This is a genomic window from Marinomonas sp. S3726, assembly GCF_000967665.1.
Classification (GTDB): Bacteria; Pseudomonadota; Gammaproteobacteria; order Pseudomonadales; family Marinomonadaceae; genus Marinomonas.
This window is the reverse complement of the sequence record NZ_JXYC01000028.1, coordinates 1-21,882: the sequence shown is the minus strand read 5'-3', so window position 1 is coordinate 21,882 and position 21,882 is coordinate 1. Positions and strand designations below refer to the sequence as shown.

The following is a 21,882-nucleotide window of genomic DNA, read 5'->3' as shown; positions in this document are numbered from 1 at the left end:
GTCATACACTAAGCCCCTATTTTATTAAACTCAACTTTTCGTATTTTGAGACCTGTAATTACTCAAAAATACCAAATTGAACCTCATTTAGGAGTAAATAAGTAATGTCTGACGTGAAGAAGGTTGTTTTAGCCTATTCTGGCGGCCTGGACACTTCCGTAATCGTGAAGTGGCTTCAAGAAGAGTACCAGTGCGAAGTAGTCACTTTCACCGCTGACCTAGGTCAAGGTGAAGAAGTTGAACCAGCACGTGCTAAAGCACAAGCGTTAGGCATTAAAGAAATTTACATCGAAGACCTACGCGAAGAGTTCGTACGCGACTTCGTATTCCCAATGTTCCGCGCTAACACCATTTATGAAGGTGAGTACCTACTAGGTACATCTATTGCTCGCCCACTTATCGCTAAGCGTTTGATTGAGATCGCTAACGAGACAGGTGCTGATGCAATCTCACACGGCGCAACTGGTAAAGGTAATGATCAGGTTCGTTTTGAACTAGGTGCTTATGCACTTAAGCCTGGCGTAAAAGTGATTGCGCCATGGCGTGAATGGGATCTAACTTCACGTGAGACTTTGATGGCTTACTGTGAAAAGCATGAGATCCCAGTAGATTTTTCTACGACTAAGAAAAAATCTCCTTACTCTATGGATGCTAACCTTCTACATATCTCCTACGAAGGCGACATGCTTGAAGATCCATGGACAGAAGCTGAATCTGATATGTGGCGTTGGTCTGTATCTCCAGAAGATGCACCTGATGAAGCAACTTATATCGAAATCGGTTACGAAAAAGGTGACGCTGTTTCTATCAATGGTGAAGCATTATCACCTGCTACGATTCTTGAGCAATTAAACAAGATTGGTGGCGCGAATGGTATTGGCCGTGCTGACATCGTTGAGAACCGTTTTGTTGGCATGAAAGCACGTGGTTGTTATGAAACACCTGGTGGCACCATCTTGCTTAAGTCTCACCGTGCAATTGAATCTATCACGCTAGATCGTGAAGCTGCTCACTTGAAAGATGAGATGATGCCTCGTTACGCGAAAGTGATTTATAACGGTTTCTGGTGGTCTGAAGAGCGTAAGATGATGCAGGCTATGATCGATGCTTCTCAAGAGTTTGTGACTGGTACTGTTCGTCTTAAACTATACAAGGGTAACGTTATTGTTGTTGGTCGTCAGTCTCCTTACAGCCTGTTTGATAGCTCTATTGCAACATTTGAAGATGATGCTGGTGCTTACGATCAAAAAGATGCAGCTGGTTTTATTAAGCTAAACGCATTGCGTATGCGTATTGCTGCTCAAAAAGGACGTTCTTTCCTTAAAGATGAAGAATAAGTTTCAATAGGGCTCAATTGCAGTAAGCAAGACAGTCTGATATTTGCACCTCTAAAGGAATGCAAATAATAAAAACGCCTCGTTACTCATACCAGTAGGTAAAAGATAGCGAGGCGTTTTTCTTTTTTATGTACTCAAGCTTTTGAACTTGAGTATTATTAAAACTAATGTTTCAATCTATGCACTTTTGTTATTTGTAGTAAAATAACAAGTTTAATAGATAGATAATAAAGAGGATGTGCGCCATGACGATTTATAATTTCGGCTCGATTAATTTAGATCACCTTTATCAAGTTGATCACTTTGTTCGACCTGGTGAGACCATGGCCTCTACCCAGTACCAGCTATTATTAGGCGGAAAAGGGGCTAACCAGTCGGTAGCCTTAGCAAAAGCGGGTGCGGATATTAAACATGTTGGTGCTATTAATAGTGCTAACCAAGATATTTTGATGCAGCTGTCAGAATTGGGTGTGAATACGGATTTAATCGCACAAGTTCCTGAAGCAACAGGCCACGCTATTATTCAGCTAAATAAAGAAGCTGAAAATGCCATCATTTTATTTCAAGGCGCCAACCATGCTTTAACGGAAGCACAAGTCGATTCTGTTTTAGCACAAGCGAGTTCTGATGATTGGGTGTTATTGCAAAACGAAACTAATCTTGTTGCATATACCATTGAGAAAGCTCATGAACTCGGTATTAAGGTTGCTTTTAACCCAGCTCCTATGGATGCAGATTTAACGCGTTCCGTGCTTGCTTGCGTTGACTTACTTATCGTTAATGAAGTTGAGGCTATGGATTTGATGCAAGTAACAAGCATTGATGACGCAAAACTAAGCTTGGCAAATACCTATGCTGATCTTGCCATATTGATGACACTAGGAAGTGATGGAGTACGTTATTTAAATGCTGGGCAAGATGAGTTTGTGCCTGCGTTTAAAGTAACGGCACAAGATACGACGGCGGCAGGTGATACCTTTATTGGTTTCTGCTTGGCGGCATTAACAAACAATCTAACTATGACGCAAGCCATGCAGCGTGGTTGTGCTGCTTCTGCAATCTGTGTCACCCGTATGGGTGCAGCGCCAGCTATTCCAAGCGTTGAAGAGGTTGATGCATTTTTACAAGAACACGCCAAATAATATTAGTAGGCAAAAAAATAAAAGCCGCTAAACAGCATAGCGCGATAAAAAGAGGAAACGGGAAATGACACGTAAAATTATTATAGATACAGATCCAGGTATTGATGATGCTATGGCCATCTTTTTTGCATACAAAGCAAAGGGGATTGAAGTACTGGGTTTGACAACAACCTTTGGTAATGTGCCAGTTGAGAAGGCGACAGAAAATGCGCTGACATTAAATGAGGTTGCAGGTGTATCCGTTCCTGTTGCTAAAGGTGTGGCGTTACCATTAAAAAGAGAGCCGTTACCTCATCCTGACTTTGTCCATGGTAAAGATGGTTTTGGCAATATTGACTGGCCAGTATCGACAAACCAGCCTGTTGCTGAAAGTGCTGCTGAGTTTATTGTGAATACAGTTAAAGCGCATCCTGGTGAAGTCACTATTGTGGCTTTGGGGCCATTAGGTAACTTAGCAACGGCGCTTGAGCTAGACCCTGAAATTGCAGGCCTTGTGGATGAAGTTGTGCTTATGGGTGGTGCTCACCTTGAGTATGGCAATGTCACTCCTGTTGCTGAAGCAAACATTATTAATGATCCAGATGCAGCAGATATCGTGTTTACAGCTAATTGGCAAGTGACCATGATCGGCCTTGATGTGACACATCAAGTGCTGTTAGATAATGAAAGGCTCGCTCGTATCAAACAAGCTAATCCTGTTGAAGGGGATTTCTTGATGCAAGCTGCTCAGCATTACATTAATTTCTATGGTGAAACATTTGGGGTTGAAGGGTGTTATTTCCATGATGCATCAACCATTGCTTATGTATTGCAACCAGAGCTTTTTGGTTTAGAGCTGGGTACTGTACGTGTAGCCTGTGAAGGTATTGCTATCGGGCAAACTATCGTTGCGCCAGAAGGAAAAATTTTCCCAGCAGAAGCGTGGAAGAATATTCCAACCTCTCAAATATGTATGGAAGTTGACAGTGAAAAGCTGCTAGCACTTTTCGAAGAAACTTTATCTAACTAGTTCCTGAGTAATACACTTTTTTAAAAGAGTATTGCTTGATTTGACTCTTAGTGGGTATGGCTTTAGGTCATACTTACTTTGGCTCACTCTCTCATTTTGCTACCTAGGTGTAGCTTTTATTCCTCCATCAAGAATCTTCCCCAATAATCCCTGAGTTTGTCTTTCAAAGATAAAATTAGGTCGGGATTCGAGTTATCTTCTCCCCATAAAAGCGAATAATGATAGTTTGCCCTAAGGCAGGATCTGAAGCGTGACCTAGCGTATCTAAATGGGGACCAGCCCAGCTAAATACGCCTTATTTATGAGGGATAGTTAATCATGTTTATGGCACTTGTATTTGCTTTAAACCAGATCTTAAGCCATGGTTTTGGGCTTTTTCTTTTTGCAGCACTTGTGCCTATGATGCGTGAGGACATCGCAATAACGCATTGGCACCTTGCTTTAGTTGGCGCTTTGACCCAAATTGCTTATCTTGCTGGTGCACTGTTGCTTGGAGCGATAGGACCTAAGGTAGGTACTTCACGTTTATCTGTGATTACTGGTATTACAACGACGTCATTGTTAATGAGTTTATCCATCATTGAAGACCCTGTGCTTATTATCATTTTGCTTTCAATCATGGCGGCGAGTGCTTCAATCAGTTGGGGAACCATAGTTGAAATCATCAGCCGTCATGCTAATCCTAACCAATGCGCTACTTTTTTAACGACGGCATCCAGTGGAACGGCTTGGGGCTATGCAATTAATGGTGGCTTGATCCTTTTTATTGTGCCTCTTTTAGGTTGGCAAGCGAGTTGGTTGATTGCCGCTTTATTTGGCGCATTAGTTATGGGATTAACCTGTTATTTATTACTAAAGCTTAAAAAAGCTGAAGTGGAAGTAGAGCTTGAACCCCATAGTGACGCTAAAGCCAATGTTAAGCGTAAAACGAATCAAGAAGCCTTATCCTTTAAAGCCTTACTAAGTACGGTGGTTAATCATCCTGTTGCCTTTTTTGCTTGTGCTGTTTGCTTATTTGTTGGTTTTGCCACCATGCCATTTGCGAACTGGCTCAATACCTATTTAGATAGCCTTCATTTACCTGCTGAGTTGGGTGGCTACACTTGGACGACTGCCGGTATAAGTGGCATGTTCGCGGGTTTTTTAATTGGGAAACTGGCGGATACTAAAGGGCATCCTAACGCGCTTATGCTGATTTTTAGCGGCTTTTTTCTTTGTTGTTTAGCTTTTTTGTATGACGCCGCTTTCTTTGCACCTGTGGCTGGATTTGGTTATGGCTTGATGTATTTTCCCATGTGGGGAGTGATTGCAGGTTGGGTAAGCCAATCATTTAGTGCAACTGCTACCATGCAAATTAATGGTATTTGCATGGTTTCATTTGGCTTTGGTGGTACCGCAGGTAATGTTTTAGCTGGCTATATTTTCGATATAACTCAGTCTTTAGACTTGGTTTATATGATTATTGCTGCGGATGCATTTTTGTTAGTAATGTTAGGGCTTTATATTATTCAGCACCAAAAAAGAGCTGCGGTTGCCTCTTTACAAACTGAATTAGGGTAGGTGCTTGATACGCTAGCTAAGCATGGGCCTTTACGAATTTCTCTATAAAGTCACTGTCTTCTTGTTTGATATTTTCAAAATGTAGCTTGATATAGTGCTTATCATGTTCATTTAAGACATCTAAATCCATCGCGCAAATTGCTTTAATATGTCGGCTTTCTCCTTCATGAATGGCATCTAGCTCTAACATGATTTTGGGAGAGCCTATTAAGGCTTGCGGAATCTCAACTTCAACTTGTTTATTGGAAATATGAGTACAGTGAAGAGGGAGATACTTGCCATTTAATAACTGCATTCTTCCTGTCCAAAAGCAGCGAACATAGGCCTGTGAGGGGTTCTTAGCCATGCTAAACCTTAACGTTTAAAGATTAATAATTTTTATATTCTAACCTTAAGTGACAGGGTTTTAGTGCTTTTTAAGCATTTTTATGACAAATCGCAAAAACTACTTTTTCTAGAAGTAAAAGTTGGCTTAGCATTTTAACAAACAAATAAAAAAGCCCCACTTAGTTAGCAGGGCTTTCTCTGGCTAGTTTAATGTTACTCTGTTTCTTTCATTGAGTCCGCGAGTGCGTTAATCATATTATCCATTTCATTTTTACTGGTTGAAAATGGAGGTGCCATTTGAATGGTGTCACCACCATAACGAACATAAAAACCTTTTTCCCACATGCGCATAGCAACTTGGAAAGGACGCTTGCCTGGCTCGTTATCAACGGGTGCTAAAGTTAAGCCTGCTGCAAATCCATAGTTTCTAATGTCTGTCACCATGTCACTGGTGGCTAGCTGGTGGACGCAATCTTGGTAGGTGTTGCTCATTTCTTTAACACGGCCAATTAAGCCTTCTTCTTCCAATTCATCAAGTGCTGCGAGTGCGGCAGCACAAGCTACTGGATGGGCGGAATAAGTATAACCATGAGGGATTTCAAGTTGGTAATTTGGGCCACCGTGTTCCATAAAGGTGTCATAGATTTCTTGTTTAAAGGCAACCGCTCCCATAGGAATAGCCCCATTAGTGACCTGTTTTGCCATGACGATAGCATCAGGAGTCACACCAAAAGCTTCAGAACCTGTTTTGGCTCCCATGCGACCAAAACCTGTGATGACCTCATCAAAAATAAGCAAAATGTTATGCTGATCACAGATTTCACGTAAACGGTTTAGATAGCCAACAGGAGGAATAATGACTCCAGCAGACCCTGACATAGGCTCGACAATCACAGCGGCAATATTAGATGCATCATGTAAAGCAATCAGGTTAATAAGTTCTTCTGCTTTGTGTGCTCCTTGTTCTGGCATGCCTTGGCAAAACTCGTTACCTGCCACTTGTGTATGAGGTAGGTGATAGGACTCTAACCCTTGGCCGTAAAGAGCGCGGTTAGCTGGAATACCACCGACACTAAAACCGGATATCCCTGCGCCATGGTAGCCTTTAGCACGACCAATAAACTTGGTTTTAGTTCCTTGGCCTTTTTTACGCCAATAAGCTCTCGCTACTTTTAAAGCAGTATCTACTGACTCCGAGCCTGAACCAGTAAAGAAAACACGATTCAATCCTTCAGGCATATATTGTCCGATTCGTTCAGCTAGCTGGAAGGACTTTTCATGGCCAAACTGAAAGGCTGGTGAGTAATCTAGTTGTCCCATTTGCTGGCTAACAGCTTGGTTAATGCGCTTAACATTGTGGCCAAGACCACAAGTCCATAAACCAGATAAACCATCAAAAATTTTACGACCGTCAGCATCGGTATAATAATTACCATCAGCGCTTTGGATAATTCTTGGATCTTGTTTAAATTGACGATTGCCTGTGTAGGCCATCCAGTGTGCATCAAGTTGAGCTTGAGTAAGTGTTGATTTAGCTATATGTGTCATGGCCCTATCCTATAAAACTGAATCTGTCTGTGTGCGAATAGGGTCAGTATTCAATGTCATGAAAGTTTATTAAATTCATTGTTATTTATACTTAGTTAAGTAAAAAATTAACTAAGTGATGGGGATATTTGGAGGAAAGTATAAGAGGGCTGCTGTTCGTTAGTAGAAAAATCAGGCAAGCTAAAATTAACTTACCTGATAAATCTAACTTGAGATTAAAGGGACTTGAGTACTTTTTGAGATATCTCTTTTGGTAGCCAGGCTTGCCACAATTCTGGATACGTTTCAAAGAAGTGGTACATTGCTTCTTCGCTGTCTGCCTGATTATCTTCCATCCAAGCAAGTAACTTACTCATTTGGCGATTATTAAAACTTCGCTTACTTATGTATTCATAAGCAGGAGGAGAATTAATAGCAAAGGACTCTGTGGTAATGCTATATACGGGTGATGCCGGATACATGGTTGCCTTAGGTTCAAGGCAATCTGGTTGAGTAATACAGGTTTGGTAACCCTCAATATCTGTCCCTGTACCAAAGTCCACTTTGACCATGTCGTATTTACCTAGCACTTCCGTTGGCGACCAGTAATAACCAAACCAAGGCTCTTTTCTTGTAAAGGCCTTAGCGATAGATCCTGATAGACCTGCTGCGGAGCCCGGGTCGACAGTCTCAAAGCCTGCTTCTTCTAAGTTTAAAGCCTTGAATAAATTTTCAGTGGTAATTTGGCATACCCAGCCAGCTGGACAAGAGTAAAAGGCTGAAAGTTCAGAGTCTTCAGGGTGCGTGAAGATATCAGCATTTTCCTTTATGCCTGCTAGCGTATTTATATTTGGATACTCTTCGAGTAAATAAGCAGGGATCCAAAAGCCTTCTTCACCACCTTCTGATAAAGAACGACCTGCTTTACGTAGACGTTTTTCAGCAATACCTTCTGCAAGGGCTTCTTTGCTGCCATTCGTCCAAAATTCTGGAGCGATATCCGGCTGGCCTTTATTGAGCATGGAAGTAATGGTTGGAATGCTATCACCTGGGATGAGCTCGGCATCGCAATCAAACCCTTGATTTAAAATATATTGGTCAATATGTGCCATTAAGCTGGCAGAGTTCCAGTTCATATCCGCGATGGTGATATTACCGCATTCCTCAGCTTGTAAATTGCTTGAGATAAGAGCAAAAAATATGAGTGATTTTTTCATAGTGTTTTCTTTTAAAAGTGAATAAAACAGAGTTGTAATGGCGAAATTCTACGCTTGATAGATGAATAATAAGAGTAAAATTAAGTTAAAACTAATCAAAGCTAAGCTGATTCTAATGAAGCTAGGTTTTATTGATTTATGGCGTAATAAGGTTTGAGCGAACAAAGCGCCGGGCCAACCACATAAGGTGATCAGAAGAAATAACGTTGTTTCTCGAATGCGTCTCTGTGATCTGATTGACGCCTGCTTGTCGAAGGCAAAAAAGACGAAGGTGACTAGGCTCATTATGAAGTACAGAAATACAAGGTGCCAACTTAATACGGACACAAGAGAGAGGAAAGTCAGTAAGAATAAAAATATTGTAGCGAAAATGAGTCTTAGCATAAATATTAAATCTATCTTACTTTGAAAATTTGTTTGTGTGTACTTGCTAACCTTGATCCGCCTTTAAATAGGCTTTTCCAATAAAAGGTTTGTCGTAATTAAAAGGTTAGATGCTAAAAATACCTTACTATTCTAAATAGAGGCGTTACAAAGAAAGGTATTGTTTAGTTGAAATGACATACTCAGTCCTTGAGTAATAAGGGCGTTAGGTGCTGGTTTTTTCTTTGAATTCACATAGATCTTCGATCAAGCAGGCATCGCACTTAGGCTTTCTGGCAACACAGATATAGCGGCCATGTAAAATCATCCAATGGTGCGCATCTAGCAAAAACTCTTTAGGTACAAATTTCATCAGTTTTTGCTCTACTTCTAGCACATCTTTACCTGGGGCAACTTTAGTACGATTCCCAAAACGGAAGATATGAGTATCAACCGCCATGGCGATTTGCCTAAAAGCTGTATTTAACACGACATTCGCTGTTTTACGGCCAACTCCTGGTAGAGCTTCTAAAGCTTCTCGTGTATCTGGTACCACACTATCGTGCTTTTCAACCAAAATACGGCATGTTTTGATTGTGTTTTCTGCCTTAGCATTAAAAAGGCCAATGGTCTTGATGTACTCTTTTAAGCCATCTACACCAAGGTCCAGAATAGCTTGAGGAGTGTTGGCCACAGGAAAAAGCTTACGTGTGGCCTTATTAACACTCACATCCGTAGCTTGAGCTGATAATAGGACTGCAATAAGAAGTTCGAACGGGCTTGAGTATTCTAGCTCTGTTTTAGGTTCTGGGTTTTCTGCTCTTAAACGGCTAAAAATTTCATGGCGTTTGGCTTTGTTCATTTTCTACTCTAGCTTCTTCTAAGACTTGTTAGCCTGTTACTCTAACACGACGATCGACGGCTTCGGTATTTGCCTTATTCTTTTCTGCTCGCTCTTTTGCTTTTTCATCCCAACTATTTTTTAAGGCGATGAGCAAACCAAGACCGATAAAAGCACCAGGTGGCAGAATAGCAAAAAGAACATCCGGGTAATCAGTGAAAACTTCTATTTTCCAATTAACCGCAACATCACCTAGTAAAAGTTGCATGTCAGAGAATAGAGTCCCTTGGCCAATCAACTCTCGCATAGCGCCAAGTATGACAAGTACTGCCATAAAGCCTAACCCCATCATCAAGCCATCAAGGGCAGAAGGGATAACTGGATTTCTTGCTGCAAAAGAGTCTGCACGGCCTAAGATGGCACAGTTAGTGACGATTAATGGGATGAAGATACCTAGAATTTGATAAAGCTCATAGGTATAAGCCTGCATGATCAATTCGATTGAAGTTACAAATGAGGCAATGATCATGACAAAAGCAGGTAAACGGACAGCATCTGTTACATAGTTACGGATTAAGGAGACAGCAATGTTGGCGCCGATTAATACAACCAAGGTAGCAAGTCCTAAACCAATCGCATTGACCACAGTGCTGGTGACGGCCAATAGAGGGCAAAGACCCAATAGCTGGACCAGTGCAGGGTTATTCTTCCAGATACCGTTGTAAATAATTTCACTGTAATCAGGCCCAGTTGTCGCTGGCGTTTCTGCCTGTGTTTCAGTACCTTCTGTTTCAGTGCTTAGTTCTGTTTCTATCGTACTCATAAGCTGATTCTATCTTGTCTTAGAGGTTATAACTTAATCAGTTCATCTTTATGTTGATGAAAATATTCTAGTGTGTTTTTGACACTTTTCACTATGGCTCTTGGTGTGATTGTCGCCCCAGTGAATTGATCAAAATGGCCATTGTCTCGTTTTACTTTCCATTGCTTTATATCCAAGTTCTCAAAGGATTTATTTTCAAACGAGCGCATCCAGTCAGACTTTTTCATATCAATTTTATCACCAAGACCTGGTGTTTCTTGATGGCGAATTACACGGCTTCCTGTGACAACACCATCGCGGTTAATTGCGACAAGTAAAGACATGCTGCCGTTATAGCCACCTGGTGCAATAGACTCGAAAATAATGCCAGAGAATTCACCATTAACACGGCCTATGTAAGCAAAGCTCGCCTCTTTAGTACCAAGTAGTAGGTCTGGATCAAGGGTTACTTGGCTTTTATATAGGTCATTATCATAATATTGATCAGGCAAAATCTCGCTAAACGCTGCTTGTTGCGCCTGCAGAACATTACTTTCAATTCGCTCTTGAGTTACTTGCTGTGTGACGGCGATAAGTCCGGCTGTCACTATGGCGAAGATGCCTAACCCGATACTATTTTTACGGATAGAACTAATCACTTCCATTACTTGTTAGCTCCTGTTTTTAAACCTTTCTTGGCTTTCTTATGACCATAGGTTCTTGGTTGAGCATAATAATCAATAAAAGGTGCGGCAAAATTCATTAGTAGCACAGCAAAAGCAACACCATCTGGATAGCCACCCCAAGTGCGTATTATGTAGATTAGAAGCCCGATTCCTACACCAAAATACAGTTTGCCTTTATTACTTGTACATGACGACACAGGATCTGTTGCAATTAAGAAAGCACCGAACATGGTGGCGCCTGTGGTGAGATGGAACCAAGGTGTTGCGGCATTACTGATGTCGATTATGAAGAAGAAACCTGAGATAACAGCTAGAGCAGCCAAGATAGCAACAGGTGCATGCCACGTAATGATGCGTAAATAGATTAAAAATAAGCCGCCAACTAAGTAAGCTAGATTAACCCATAACATGGCATCTAAATTAGCTTGGCTCAGGGCTTTTACACTAGCAAAAGCTTCTTCGCTCATTAAGCCTTCTTTGTGTTTGAAAGCATCAAGCGGTGTGGCCATGGTATAAGCATCAATATTTGCAATGCCTGATGAGAAAATGGTTTTAATGCTATCGACAAATGGCAGAGTTTGCTGAGCAAGTGATAACTCAGATACTGTTAGCCATTGGGTCATAGGTACAGGGAAAGACACTAGTAAGAGGGCATAACCTACCATAGCCGGGTTGAAAGGGTTATTACCTAAGCCCCCATAAAGCTGTTTACCTACTATCACAGCAAAAGCCACACCTGTGACAGTTAGCCACCAAGGAACAATAGGTGGAATGGCTAATGCTAATAATAAGCCTGTTAGAAGGGCGCTATAATCTTTAAGGAAGAAGCTTAAGCTACGCTTTCTAAGTTTTAGAACTAAGGCCTCACTGGCAAGCGCTGTGACAATAGCGATCATGACATTGATTAAAGTGCCATAGCCAAACAGCCAAGTTTGTACTAGCAAACCTGGTAAAGTAGCTAAAATCACCATCTGCATAACCCATGATGTACGGTGACCTGCACGTTGTGTGTGGGGCGATGTAATCCTTAATAAGGCCATTTAGTCTTTCTCTTGCACTGATAGATCATTTAATTTTGCCAAAATACGTTGAGCTTGTTTTTGCTCAATCCGCACTTGGTCCATTTCTATACGAATAGCCTTTGCATTATCCGGTTCTTTGTCTAAACGTATTTGTAACTTCATCAATTTTGCTTTTGCCATGGCAGCTGCGATTTTTTGTTTTTTACTTTCAGCCGCTCTTTCGCTTTCATCTAAATGTTCAAAGCTTGGAAGCTCAGGAAGTAAGTCATCAGGCTTAGGTTTAGCAGTAGGCACAGGCTTGGTTAAAGGTCCACGTTTAGCAATGCGTTCTTGCTCGGCTTTAAGTGTGTCTTCTTGATCCATTTGGCTTTCAACTTGGGCCAATAGACGCTCTTTTTCTGCTTTTTCTTGAGGTAGATTCGTGGCTGTGATGTCCGCTTCACTAGCACCGTCATCTTGCATTCGTCTTATGGATAGCAAAACTTTATTGAGCGCTGCCTTTGCCATCGCATGCTCAATTTTTAATGATTTCTTGGAATCAGATATTGAGCTTGCTTTAGGTTCTGGTTCAGATGCTGCTTTTATGTTCTGAGTAACGTTTTCACCTGAAATAGCGGCTTTTAAGTTCTCTGCTAATTGCTCTGCGCGAGCAAGGCTTGCTTGGTGCTGGCTGGTTAAATCAGCTAACTCATCAAGTTCCAGTTCTTGTGCTCGTTTAACCGCTTTTTCGATTTTAGCGGCTGACGCTTTTGCCATAGCTGCTTCTATCTTAAGTTTTTTAATTTCGGCGTCGTTTAAACTCGTTTTGGGCTCAATGTCAGCTTTTGCACTTTTTATCTCAGGGTTGGTTGAAGGCTTAACTTCTTCCTTCTCTGCTTGAGGTTTTGTGTCAGGTGCGTTTAGAGCATCTAGAGAGTTTTGTGCCTCTTCATGCTTAGCTTCTAGCAGCTTAACCTGATCAATTAACTCTTGATTATCTGGCTCTTCTACAAGTTTCTTTTGTACCTTTTTAAGTTTGGTACTCGCCATAACAAGATCTATTTTGGCTTTTTTGATTGCTTCTTTTGAGGCCGCAGGCGCTGCTTTTACCTCTTGGCTAGCAAGCTTTTTTGTTTCCGCTGTTTCTTCGGCTTTTTGTTCTGAGGTAATTTCCGCTTTAGGTGAGTTTGTGATCGCCTCTAATGTAATTTGAGCCTGTTTCGTTTCTTGCTCAAGCGTTTCAACTTGTTCTTTAAGCGTTTGGTTGTCTGAATCTTCAGCTAGTTTTTTCTGCGCTTTCTTGAGCTTGGTACTCGCCATTGCAAGAGCGATTTTAGCTTTCTTTACTTCGTCCGATGCAGGGATAGGCGCTGCTTTTGCTTCTTTAACCGGTGCGACAGCATTTGTATTATTAAACTTGTCTAACCTAGCCTGAGCATTTGACTGTGCGGCTTCTTGCTGACTGATTTGCGCTTTTAAATCTTCGTTTTCAGGCTCTTGCTCTAATTGTTTATTTAACTTTTTAAGCTTAGTACTAGCCATAGCTAGGTCGATTTTTGCTTTTTTCAAATCGTCGCTATTTACTTGTACCGCAGGCTGGCTGACACTCGACTCTTTCGGAGCCGTGTTTAATTTATCAAAATCGGCTTGTGCACTTTCAACTAGCTTCTTTTGTTCTGCTAATTGGGTTTGTAAGTCGCTGTTAGATTCATCCGCAGCTAGCTGTTTTTCTAGCTTCTTAAGTTTTGTGCTCGCTATGGCAAGGTCGATTTTAGCCTTTTTCAAGTCAGCACTCATGCCTGAGCTTGTTTTTGCTGCAGGCGCTGCTTGGGGCGTTTCGCTATTGGCTTTGTCTAATGCCGCCTGTGCTGTTTTTACCACAGCTTCTTGTTCACTGATTTGTTGAGCAATATCAGTATTAGTGTCATCTTGGCTGAGTTGTTTTTGTAACTTCTTAAGCTTGGTACTGGCGATCGCAAAATCGACTTTTGCTTTTTTAACAGCATCACTGACAGCGGGTTTTGCTGTGCTAGGCGCTGACGCTTTGGCTTTTGTATTAGTTGCAGTATCTAATTTTGCAAGAGCTTGTTCTAGCTCAGATACTACAGCTTGCTGCTCTTTTTGTGCCTGAGTTAGGGTATTAATTTGCTCAAGATCAGCCGCCTCTTGCGCTTGGGTTAGCTGCTTAGTCGTTTTCTTAAGCTTGGTATTGGCAATCGCAATATCAATTTTAAGCTTTTTAATCTGGGCTTGATTATCGTCTTTGGCTTCCGCTTTTGGCTCTGCTTTAGCTTGCGCTCGAGTTTTAGCATCTTCGTTTGCACTTAAATCCGCTGCACGTTTCGCTGCGCTTGCTGCCGCTTTAGCACGAGATGCCAAACGTTTAGCTTCTTTTTCTGCTGCTTCTGCTTCAATACGAGCCTGTCTTGCTTCGAAGCGAACTTTAGCATGATCCGATTTAACCGCAGCTTCTCTTGCTTCTCTAATGGCACTTTTTGAATGACGGTAGTATTGCACTAGGGGAATGCTACTTGGACAAACATAAGAACAAGCACCACATTCAATGCAATCGAATAGGTTATGATGTTCGGCTTTATCATGCTCTTGGCTTTTACTAAACCATAATAGTTGTTGAGGTAATAAGCTTGCAGGGCAAGCTTGTTCACACATGCCACAACGAATACAAGCTTGCTCAGGAGCCGGTGTTGGCAGTTCTTGTTTACTGGCCGCTAGAATACAGTTACTGGTTTTTACCACAGGAACCTGACTATCCGTGATGGTGAAACCCATCATAGGGCCGCCCATGACCAAACGCTCAAGTTGCTTACTATTAAAAGCGGCATAATCTAATAAGTGCGCGATAGGAGTACCTAACAAGACTTCAACATTCTGAGCTTGGCCCATAGCATCACCTGTTAAGGTGGTGATACGTGAAATAAGGGGCTTACCTTGATAAATGGCATCATAGATAGCAACGCAGGTACCTACGTTCTGGCACATAACGCCAATATCAGCAGGTAATTGACCACTAGGGACTTCCTTACCTGTAATTAGCTGAATTAGCTGCTTCTCACCACCAGATGGGTATTTGGTTGGCATAACAACCACATCAATTGTTGCTTTGGTACGCTCAATTTCGTCTACCAAAAGCTTAATCGCCGTTTGCTTATTATCCTCTATGCCTATGATGGTTCGTTCAGCTTCAATTAAGGTTTGTAATACTTGAATACCCTTAATTAACGCTTCTGTTTTCTCTCGAATAAGCATGTCATCTGCTGTTATGTAAGGTTCACATTCAGCCGCATTGATAATAAGTTCGTGTATCGTATGCTTGGTCGCACCAGCAAGTTTTACTTGAGTCGGAAAACCTGCACCACCCATACCCACTATGCCCATTTCAGCAAGGTGTGCAACGACATCGGCTTTGGGAAGCTCTAACCAGTTATCCAGTTGAGTTAACTCTGTCCAGCTGTCGTTCCCGTCAGGTTGTAATTCAATACATACTTCATCTAAACCAGAAGGGTGAGGTACTCCATGATAGTCAATGGCAAGAATTTCGCCTGAGGTAGGAGCGTGTAGAAAACTACTCAAAAAGCCATTGTTGATCGCAATTGCCTGACCTTTTAAAACCTTATCGCCGACCTTAACTAAAGGCCTTGATGCCTGACCAATGTGCTGGCCAAGGGGCAAAATAAGACGTTCAGGCAGTGATGGACGGCCTAAAGGTAGTTGCAGTGATTGTGTTTTATTTTCTGGAGGGTGAATGCCACCATGAATTTGAAACTCGGCCTGGTGTAAGCTCATTAGTGCACCTCCGTGAAGGGGGTTTTATCAGTTGCAATAATTTGCTGACTTGAAAGGGCAACACCAGCGGGTTGTTGCCAAGACCAATTACGAGAGGTCACTGCTACTTCTACCATATCAATACAATCTACTGGGCAAGGCTCAACACATAGGTCACAGCCTGTACATTCATCACTTATTACTGTGTGCATTTGTTTTGCTGCACCTAAAATTGCGTCCACAGGGCAAGCTTGAATACACTTAGTACAGCCAATACATTCATCTTCACGAATAACGGCAACTTGTTTTTTCGGCTCTTCTGCAGCATCTCCATCAAGTGGAATCGCTTCTACATCCAATAAGTCAGCTAAAGCTTGGACTGTTGCTTGGCCGCCTGGTGGACAACGGTTAATTGCTTCGCCGTTTGAGATAGCTTCTGCATAAGGACGACAGCCTGGGTGCCCACATTGGCCACATTGAGTCTGAGGTAAAATAGCGTCGATTTGTTCGACGATTGGGTCACCTTCAACATGGAACCTCACATTGGCATAACCTAGTAAGGCACCAAAAATAAGACAAAGAAGAACAAGAATGCCAACGGCTAAAATGATAGTTGTCATCGCTAGCTCCTATATCTGCACTAGGCCAGTAAAGCCCATGAAAGCAAGCGCCATTAGGCCTGCTGTGATCATGCCAATTGCTGAGCCTTTAAATACACTAGGCACATCAGCAAAGTTGATGCGTTCACGCATAGCAGAAAAGAGAATTAAGACGAAAGAGAAACCGATTGCAGCACCAAAACCGTAGAGAATCGATTCAACAAAACCGTTTTGTTTACTAATATTTTGTAGCGCAACACCCAGAACAGCACAGTTTGTTGTAATTAGTGGAAGAAACACCCCTAGTACTCGATACAAAAGAGGGCTGGTTTTACGTACGACCATTTCGGTGAATTGCACTACAACTGCTATCACTAAGATGAAAGAAATGGTTTTTAAGTACTCAAGCCCAAGAGGCTCAAGAATAAATTCGTAAGTTAAAAAACTACATAAGCTGGATAAGGTAAGGACAAAAGTAGTCGCTAGCGCCATGCCGATAGAGGTTTCAAGTTTGCTCGATACACCCATGAATGGGCAGAGTCCAAGAAATTGCACTAATACAAAGTTATTTACCAATATGGTACTAACAAGTATCAAGAGATATTCAGTCATGGCTTTTTAGTTAGCTCTTTAAAGTTGTGTAAAAGAAAGTAGCAAAAGTAGAGATCGCCTAATTTTATAGGGGCAATGATACCAAGCTCTATATAAGTAACAACAATAATAATTCGATTTTATAGTCTAATTTCGAATAAGTATAATTGGATTCATAAATATAGAAATAAGCCTCAAATGCGGTTTCGCGTTTGAGGCTTATGACAAATCTGAACCAGACTTGGTTATTTTAGTGCCTTTGCCATTTTATGAGTCTGGCAAAGATCACTTTTAAGGTTTTTAGCCTTAACTACATAACACGCATGCCTGGTTTTGCGCCCGCATGAGGCTCTAATAACCAAAGCTCATCCCCACCTGGGCCTGCTGCTAAGACCATACCTTCAGATAACCCAAATTTCATTTTACGTGGTGCAAGGTTTGCAACCATAACCGTATGTTTGCCTTCTAAGTCTTCTGGCTTGTAAGCTGATTTGATACCAGAGAAAACAACGCGAGTTTCACCACCAAGGTCTAAGGTTAGCTTTAATAGTTTGTTGGCTTTCTCAACATGCTCAGCCTTAGCAATAAGAGCAATACGCAGGTCAACTTTAGCAAAATCGTCAAACTGAATTTCGTCTGCGATTGGATCCTTGCTTAGTTCAGTTTGTTCTTCTTTCTCAGTTGTCTCTTGGCTTTCATTTGCTGCTGCTTCAAGAGCGGCTTCGGCTTTACCTTCTTCAATCATAGCATCAACTTGCTTTTGGTCGATACGCGCCATTAGAGCTTTAAACTTATTCACGCTCTTACCAAAAAGAAGCTCTTCACGGTTATCCCATGTTAGCTCTTTACCTAGGAAGGCTTCGGCATCAGCCACCATGTCTGGCAGAATAGGTTTTAGATAAGTCGCTAGAATGGAGAAAAGGTTAAGTGACACAGTACATACTTCTTGTACCTTAGGTAGCGTCTCTTCATTTTTAGCTAAAACCCATGGTGCTTGATCGGCAATATAGGTATTTGCAACATCAGCAAGGCGCATGATTTCTCTGATTCCTTTGCTGTATTCACGATTTTCAAAGCAGTCAGCAATCATGTCGCCAGCATCAATGAAAGATTGGATCATTTCAGCTTCACTGACTTCTGTTGCAAGTTGATTATCAAACTTCTTATTGATGAAGCTTGCAGTACGACTGGCAATGTTAACTACTTTACCAACAACATCAGAGTTAACTCGTTGAATAAAATCTTCAAGGTTCAGATCAATATCGTCAGGTGTAGCATTTAACTTAGCAGAGAAATAGTAGCGTAAGTATTGCGGATCAAGATGATTCAAGTAGGTACGTGCCTTGATGAAAGTACCACGAGATTTAGACATCTTCTTGCCATCAACGGTGACATAACCATGAGCATTGACCGCCGTTGGTGTACGATAACCTGCGCATTCAAGCATTGCAGGCCAAAACAGCGCGTGGAAGTTGATGATGTCTTTACCAATAAAGTGGTAAAGCTCAGTATCTGATCCTTTAGCCCAGTAATCATCAAAGTTTAAACCGTCAGTGCGATCACATAGGTTTTTAAAACTCGCCATGTAGCCAATAGGTGCATCTAGCCATACATAGAAGTATTTGCCTGGTGCATCTGGAATTTCAAAACCAAAGTAAGGTGCATCACGACTGATGTCCCACTCTTGTAAGCCTGAGTCTAGCCATTCAGCCAGCTTATTCGCAACTTGATCTTGCAGTGTGCCACTGCGAGTCCACTCTGCTAAGAAAGCTTGGAATTCAGGCAGTTTGAAGAAATAGTGCTCAGACTCTTTTTCAACAGGTGTCGCCCCCGAGTAAACTGATACTGGGTTAATCATTTCCATTGCTGTGTATGTGGCAGAACAAACTTCACAGTTATCGCCATACTGATCTTCGGCTTTACATTTTGGGCAAGTGCCTTTGATGAATCTGTCTGCCAAGAACATTTCTTTTTCTGGGTCGAAAGCCTGAACAATTGAGCGAACTGCAATCTTGTCGTTATCTCTCAAAGTTTTATAGATATGACTTGATAGCTCACGGTTCTCTTCTGAGTGAGTTGAATGATAGTTATCATAGCCAATCATGAAATCATTAAAGTCAGCCATGTGCTCTTGACGAACGCCTTCGATCAACTGCTCTGGTGTTTCACCGTTTTTGTCAGCTTTGATCATGATGGCTGTACCATGAGCATCATCTGCACAAACTGCCGTACATTGATTGCCTCTTAGTTTTTGAAAACGCACCCAAACATCTGTTTGTATGTGTTCTAGCATATGGCCTAAATGGATAGAGCCGTTGGCATAAGGCAGTGCGCTAGTAACAAGTATTTTTCTTTGTGATTGAGCCATATAAAAGCCTATTGGATTCGTAAAAGATGGTTAGTGTTAGCTGCGAATCTATATGTGCTTATGGAGCAGAGGCTGGCAGAGCTAACTTTTTGACCGCCCAATTATAAGAGGCGCAAAATTAGGTGCAAGCGCTGGGCTTGCTTTTCTTTAAATTGCCCCCATTTTTCCTGTCAATAGAGCCGACTTTATTACTTTTTCGCTTTTGTCCTAGAGTCAGTTAAGTGCTCATACCTTAGATCGCGAGTTTGGAGAATGAAAATAATGCTTACTGATACGCAAATCTTAGCTCAATTAGCAGAGCTTGAAGATAAAAATACCGGGCAAGCCTATGGCGCTGTTTGGCAGCTTCTAAGTGATGATAAACGCCTTCATGTCCGCCTTTCTCTTGCTTATGCCGCATTGGGTGAACAGGCTGAGCTAGAGCAAAGAATCGCAAAGGCACTCAGTGATGATAGACAAATAATCTTGGATATCGATTTAGCCATAGAAGCTCATGCAACCCAAGGTGAGTTGGCTGGACTTAAGGGTGTGAAGAATGTCATTGCTGTTGCTTCTGGCAAAGGAGGGGTTGGTAAGTCGACAACCACAGTCAACCTTGCGCTAGCTATGGCAAAAGAAGGGGCAAAAGTCGGTATTCTAGATGCCGATATCTATGGTCCGAGTCAAGGCATGATGATGGGCTTTGCACCTGATACTAGGCCTAATGTCCGTGATGAAAAATTCTTTGTACCACCTATGGCTCATGGGGTACAAGTGATGTCTATGGCGTTTCTAACAACGCAAGATACGCCTATGGCTTGGCGTGGTCCTATGGTGACTGGCGCTCTAATGCAAATTATTAATCAAACAGATTGGGATGACCTTGATTATCTCTTTATCGATATGCCGCCAGGTACAGGTGATATTCAATTAACGCTTTCACAAAAAGTGCCAGTTGCTGGCTCTGTGATTGTCACGACACCACAAGATATTGCGCTTTTAGATGCAAGACGTGGTATTGAGATGTTTAACAAGGTAAATATCCCTGTGTTAGGTGTGGTTGAAAATATGTCTGTGCATATTTGTTCAAACTGTGGGCATCATGAAGCCATTTTCGGTGATGAAGGCGGTGCAGCCCTTGCGAAGGAATATCAAGTTGAGGTTATGGGGAAATTGCCACTCAGTTTAGATATACGCCAACAATGTGATTCGGGCTACCCAAGTGTTATTCAAGATTCAGATTCAGAAGTTGCTAGAATCTATCGTAGCATTGCGCGTAAAATAGGGGCCGGTTTAACAATTAAAGAAAATCAATTCAGCATGCCAACCATTGGTATGAGTGACGACTAATGCAAGTTGCCTGTAAGGCAACTTTTGTTATCAATTTAGGAAAACATAATGCGCTTATGCGATCGCGATATTATCGCCGCTCTTGATGAAGAAAAAATTATTATCACACCAAGGCCAAATAACTCTGTTATCAGTGGTGTTTCTGTTGATTTAACCTTGGGTAATTCTTTTCGTATTTTTCACGGGCATCCAGCCCCATATCTGGATTTAAGTGGACCTAAGGAAGATTTAAACAAAGCGATCGAATCTGTGATGGGTGATGAAATTTTGCTAGATGATGGCGAACCTTTCTTTATTCATCCTGGTGAGCTTGTGTTGGGCGTGACAAAAGAGTCTGTCACTTTACCTGATGATCTAGTTGGTTGGTTAGATGGCAGATCATCTTTAGCACGACTGGGGTTAATGGTACATGTAACAGCCCATAGGATTGATCCAGGTTGGAGCGGAGCCATTGTTTTGGAGTTTTTAAATGGAGGTAAATTGCCAATTGCTTTACGTCCAAGCATGACAATTGGTGCGATTAACTTTGAAACCATGTCAGGGGCTGCAGATCGTCCTTACAATAAGCGTGATAACGCTAAATACAAAGATCAAACATCGGCTGTTGGTAGCCGTATTTCTAAAGACTAATCTGGCCTTGTGAGGGCACATTTTTTATGACGGAATCTTTGCCCTCATATCAAGGTATTAAAGTTAACTTGATCACAGGCTTTTTAGGTGCAGGTAAAACAACGCTAATAAAGCATCTTTTAACGCAAATCCCTAAGGGGGAACGCTGGGCTGTATTAGTAAATGAGTTTGGTGAAATTGGTTTAGATCAGACGTTATTAGAAACTAGCCTTACCTCTGGTAAGTATAAAGCGTTATCTGAGCAAGTTGCGATTAAACAAGTGGCTGGTGGATGTGTTTGTTGTGCTACATCTGCTGCTTTTCAAGTTGCTTTAAATGCTCTAATCAAGGCGCAAAACCCAGATCGTATAATCATTGAGCCGACAGGCTTAGGACATCCTCGTAATATACTCAAACAACTTAATGGGCCCCATTATCAAGGTGTTTTAGATATTGAGCCTAGCGTATGCCTGCTAGATGCGCGTAATTTAGGTGATGAAAGGTACACCTTACATCCAAACTTTATAGAGCAGGTGGCCATGGCTGATATTCTGGTGGCAAGTAAGAGTGAAACTTATCAGACTAATGATTGGCAAGCATTTGAGCGCTATTTAGAGGCTCTGGAGCCAGCTAAAACAAGGGTTGAAAAAATAGCTAATGGCCAGCTATCTTTAAGCCAAATATCTCTTGATCAAGCTGAATCTGCTTTACATACGATTCTTGATAAGAGTGAAATAAGTCTTGAGCACTCCCGGCATAATCACTCTCATCATGACCATGACCATGACCAT

The 21,882-nt window shown here is 41.7% G+C and carries 18 protein-coding genes; 7 read left to right on the top strand and 11 right to left on the bottom strand.

Annotated features, from left to right (window positions below):
- Positions 1–104 precede the first annotated feature (104 nt).
- The 4 genes from TW85_RS19790 to TW85_RS19775 all read left to right on the top strand — a co-directional run bounded on the left by TW85_RS19790 (position 105) and on the right by TW85_RS19775 (position 5,048).
- Positions 105–1,337 (top strand): argininosuccinate synthase, encoded by a 1,233-nt coding sequence (locus TW85_RS19790; protein WP_009832246.1) that lies wholly within the window; start codon positions 105–107, stop codon positions 1,335–1,337.
- Between the two features lie 245 nt (positions 1,338–1,582).
- Positions 1,583–2,479 (top strand): ribokinase, encoded by an 897-nt coding sequence (locus tag TW85_RS19785; protein ID WP_046018883.1) that lies wholly within the window; start codon positions 1,583–1,585, stop codon positions 2,477–2,479.
- Between the two features lie 64 nt (positions 2,480–2,543).
- The gene (locus TW85_RS19780; RefSeq protein ID WP_046018882.1) at positions 2,544–3,488 is read left to right on the top strand and encodes a nucleoside hydrolase; all 945 of its coding nucleotides are present in this window, start codon (positions 2,544–2,546) and stop codon (positions 3,486–3,488) included.
- Between the two features lie 318 nt (positions 3,489–3,806).
- A complete protein-coding gene (locus TW85_RS19775) occupies positions 3,807–5,048 on the top strand; it encodes an MFS transporter (protein WP_046018881.1) in 1,242 nt (413 codons plus the stop codon).
- 16 nt (positions 5,049–5,064) lie between these two features.
- Here TW85_RS19775 and TW85_RS19770 read toward each other — a convergent pair whose 3' ends face one another.
- From TW85_RS19770 to metG, 11 genes are all read right to left on the bottom strand, one after another.
- The gene (locus TW85_RS19770; protein WP_046018880.1) at positions 5,065–5,394 is read right to left on the bottom strand and encodes a hypothetical protein; all 330 of its coding nucleotides are present in this window, start codon (positions 5,392–5,394) and stop codon (positions 5,065–5,067) included.
- 194 nt (positions 5,395–5,588) lie between these two features.
- Positions 5,589–6,923, bottom strand: coding sequence for an aspartate aminotransferase family protein (locus TW85_RS19765; protein WP_046018879.1), 1,335 nt, complete (start codon positions 6,921–6,923; stop codon positions 5,589–5,591).
- Positions 6,924–7,138: 215 nt separating this feature from the next.
- Entirely contained in the window at positions 7,139–8,119 is a 981-nt protein-coding gene (locus tag TW85_RS19760) for an ABC transporter substrate-binding protein (protein WP_046018878.1), read from the bottom strand.
- A 589-nt stretch (positions 8,120–8,708) separates the two neighbouring features.
- Positions 8,709–9,344: an endonuclease III gene (nth, locus tag TW85_RS19750; RefSeq protein ID WP_046018876.1), complete on the bottom strand. Its 636-nt coding sequence runs from the start codon at positions 9,342–9,344 to the stop codon at positions 8,709–8,711.
- A 28-nt stretch (positions 9,345–9,372) separates the two neighbouring features.
- A complete protein-coding gene (locus TW85_RS19745; RefSeq protein ID WP_084616443.1) occupies positions 9,373–10,146 on the bottom strand; it encodes an electron transport complex subunit E in 774 nt (257 codons plus the stop codon).
- 26 nt (positions 10,147–10,172) lie between these two features.
- Positions 10,173–10,790: an electron transport complex subunit RsxG gene (gene rsxG, locus TW85_RS19740; RefSeq protein WP_052702321.1), complete on the bottom strand. Its 618-nt coding sequence runs from the start codon at positions 10,788–10,790 to the stop codon at positions 10,173–10,175.
- A complete protein-coding gene (gene rsxD / locus TW85_RS19735; protein ID WP_046018875.1) occupies positions 10,790–11,851 on the bottom strand; it encodes an electron transport complex subunit RsxD in 1,062 nt (353 codons plus the stop codon). The genes rsxG and rsxD overlap by 1 nt, the downstream gene beginning before the upstream one ends.
- The gene (rsxC, locus tag TW85_RS19730; protein ID WP_046018874.1) at positions 11,852–15,616 is read right to left on the bottom strand and encodes an electron transport complex subunit RsxC; all 3,765 of its coding nucleotides are present in this window, start codon (positions 15,614–15,616) and stop codon (positions 11,852–11,854) included. It abuts the gene before it with no gap.
- On the bottom strand, positions 15,616–16,215 hold the full coding sequence (gene rsxB, locus TW85_RS19725) for an electron transport complex subunit RsxB (protein ID WP_046018873.1): 600 nt from the start codon (positions 16,213–16,215) through the stop codon (positions 15,616–15,618). The genes rsxC and rsxB overlap by 1 nt, the downstream gene beginning before the upstream one ends.
- A gap of 9 nt (positions 16,216–16,224) precedes the next feature.
- Positions 16,225–16,806 (bottom strand): electron transport complex subunit RsxA, encoded by a 582-nt coding sequence (rsxA, locus tag TW85_RS19720; protein WP_046018872.1) that lies wholly within the window; start codon positions 16,804–16,806, stop codon positions 16,225–16,227.
- Positions 16,807–17,095: 289 nt separating this feature from the next.
- Complete coding sequence (metG, locus tag TW85_RS19715; protein WP_046018871.1) at positions 17,096–19,153, bottom strand: methionine--tRNA ligase; 2,058 nt, start codon at positions 19,151–19,153, stop codon at positions 17,096–17,098.
- Between the two features lie 261 nt (positions 19,154–19,414).
- Between metG and apbC the strand changes: the two genes are divergently transcribed.
- From apbC to TW85_RS19700, 3 genes are all read left to right on the top strand, one after another.
- A complete protein-coding gene (gene apbC, locus TW85_RS19710; RefSeq protein ID WP_046018870.1) occupies positions 19,415–20,482 on the top strand; it encodes an iron-sulfur cluster carrier protein ApbC in 1,068 nt (355 codons plus the stop codon).
- Between the two features lie 48 nt (positions 20,483–20,530).
- On the top strand, positions 20,531–21,112 hold the full coding sequence (gene dcd / locus TW85_RS19705; protein ID WP_046018869.1) for a dCTP deaminase: 582 nt from the start codon (positions 20,531–20,533) through the stop codon (positions 21,110–21,112).
- Positions 21,113–21,138: 26 nt separating this feature from the next.
- On the top strand, positions 21,139–21,882 hold a 744-nt coding region (locus tag TW85_RS19700), incomplete at its 3' end, for a GTP-binding protein (protein WP_046018868.1).

What these genes read in the sequence shown, in the direction of transcription:
- TW85_RS19790 (WP_009832246.1), top strand. Translation starts at nt 105, where the DNA reads ATGTCTGACGTGAAGAAGGTTGTTTTAGCCTATTCTGGCGGCCTGGAC.
- TW85_RS19785 (WP_046018883.1), top strand. Translation starts at nt 1,583, where the DNA reads ATGACGATTTATAATTTCGGCTCGATTAATTTAGATCACCTTTATCAA.
- TW85_RS19780 (WP_046018882.1), top strand. Translation starts at nt 2,544, where the DNA reads ATGACACGTAAAATTATTATAGATACAGATCCAGGTATTGATGATGCT.
- TW85_RS19775 (WP_046018881.1), top strand. Translation starts at nt 3,807, where the DNA reads ATGTTTATGGCACTTGTATTTGCTTTAAACCAGATCTTAAGCCATGGT.
- TW85_RS19770 (WP_046018880.1), bottom strand. Translation starts at nt 5,394, where the DNA reads ATGGCTAAGAACCCCTCACAGGCCTATGTTCGCTGCTTTTGGACAGGA.
- TW85_RS19765 (WP_046018879.1), bottom strand. Translation starts at nt 6,923, where the DNA reads ATGACACATATAGCTAAATCAACACTTACTCAAGCTCAACTTGATGCA.
- TW85_RS19760 (WP_046018878.1), bottom strand. Translation starts at nt 8,119, where the DNA reads ATGAAAAAATCACTCATATTTTTTGCTCTTATCTCAAGCAATTTACAA.
- nth (WP_046018876.1), bottom strand. Translation starts at nt 9,344, where the DNA reads ATGAACAAAGCCAAACGCCATGAAATTTTTAGCCGTTTAAGAGCAGAA.
- TW85_RS19745 (WP_084616443.1), bottom strand. Translation starts at nt 10,146, where the DNA reads ATGAGTACGATAGAAACAGAACTAAGCACTGAAACAGAAGGTACTGAA.
- rsxG (WP_052702321.1), bottom strand. Translation starts at nt 10,790, where the DNA reads ATGGAAGTGATTAGTTCTATCCGTAAAAATAGTATCGGGTTAGGCATC.
- rsxD (WP_046018875.1), bottom strand. Translation starts at nt 11,851, where the DNA reads ATGGCCTTATTAAGGATTACATCGCCCCACACACAACGTGCAGGTCAC.
- rsxC (WP_046018874.1), bottom strand. Translation starts at nt 15,616, where the DNA reads ATGAGCTTACACCAGGCCGAGTTTCAAATTCATGGTGGCATTCACCCT.
- rsxB (WP_046018873.1), bottom strand. Translation starts at nt 16,215, where the DNA reads ATGACAACTATCATTTTAGCCGTTGGCATTCTTGTTCTTCTTTGTCTT.
- rsxA (WP_046018872.1), bottom strand. Translation starts at nt 16,806, where the DNA reads ATGACTGAATATCTCTTGATACTTGTTAGTACCATATTGGTAAATAAC.
- metG (WP_046018871.1), bottom strand. Translation starts at nt 19,153, where the DNA reads ATGGCTCAATCACAAAGAAAAATACTTGTTACTAGCGCACTGCCTTAT.
- apbC (WP_046018870.1), top strand. Translation starts at nt 19,415, where the DNA reads ATGCTTACTGATACGCAAATCTTAGCTCAATTAGCAGAGCTTGAAGAT.
- dcd (WP_046018869.1), top strand. Translation starts at nt 20,531, where the DNA reads ATGCGCTTATGCGATCGCGATATTATCGCCGCTCTTGATGAAGAAAAA.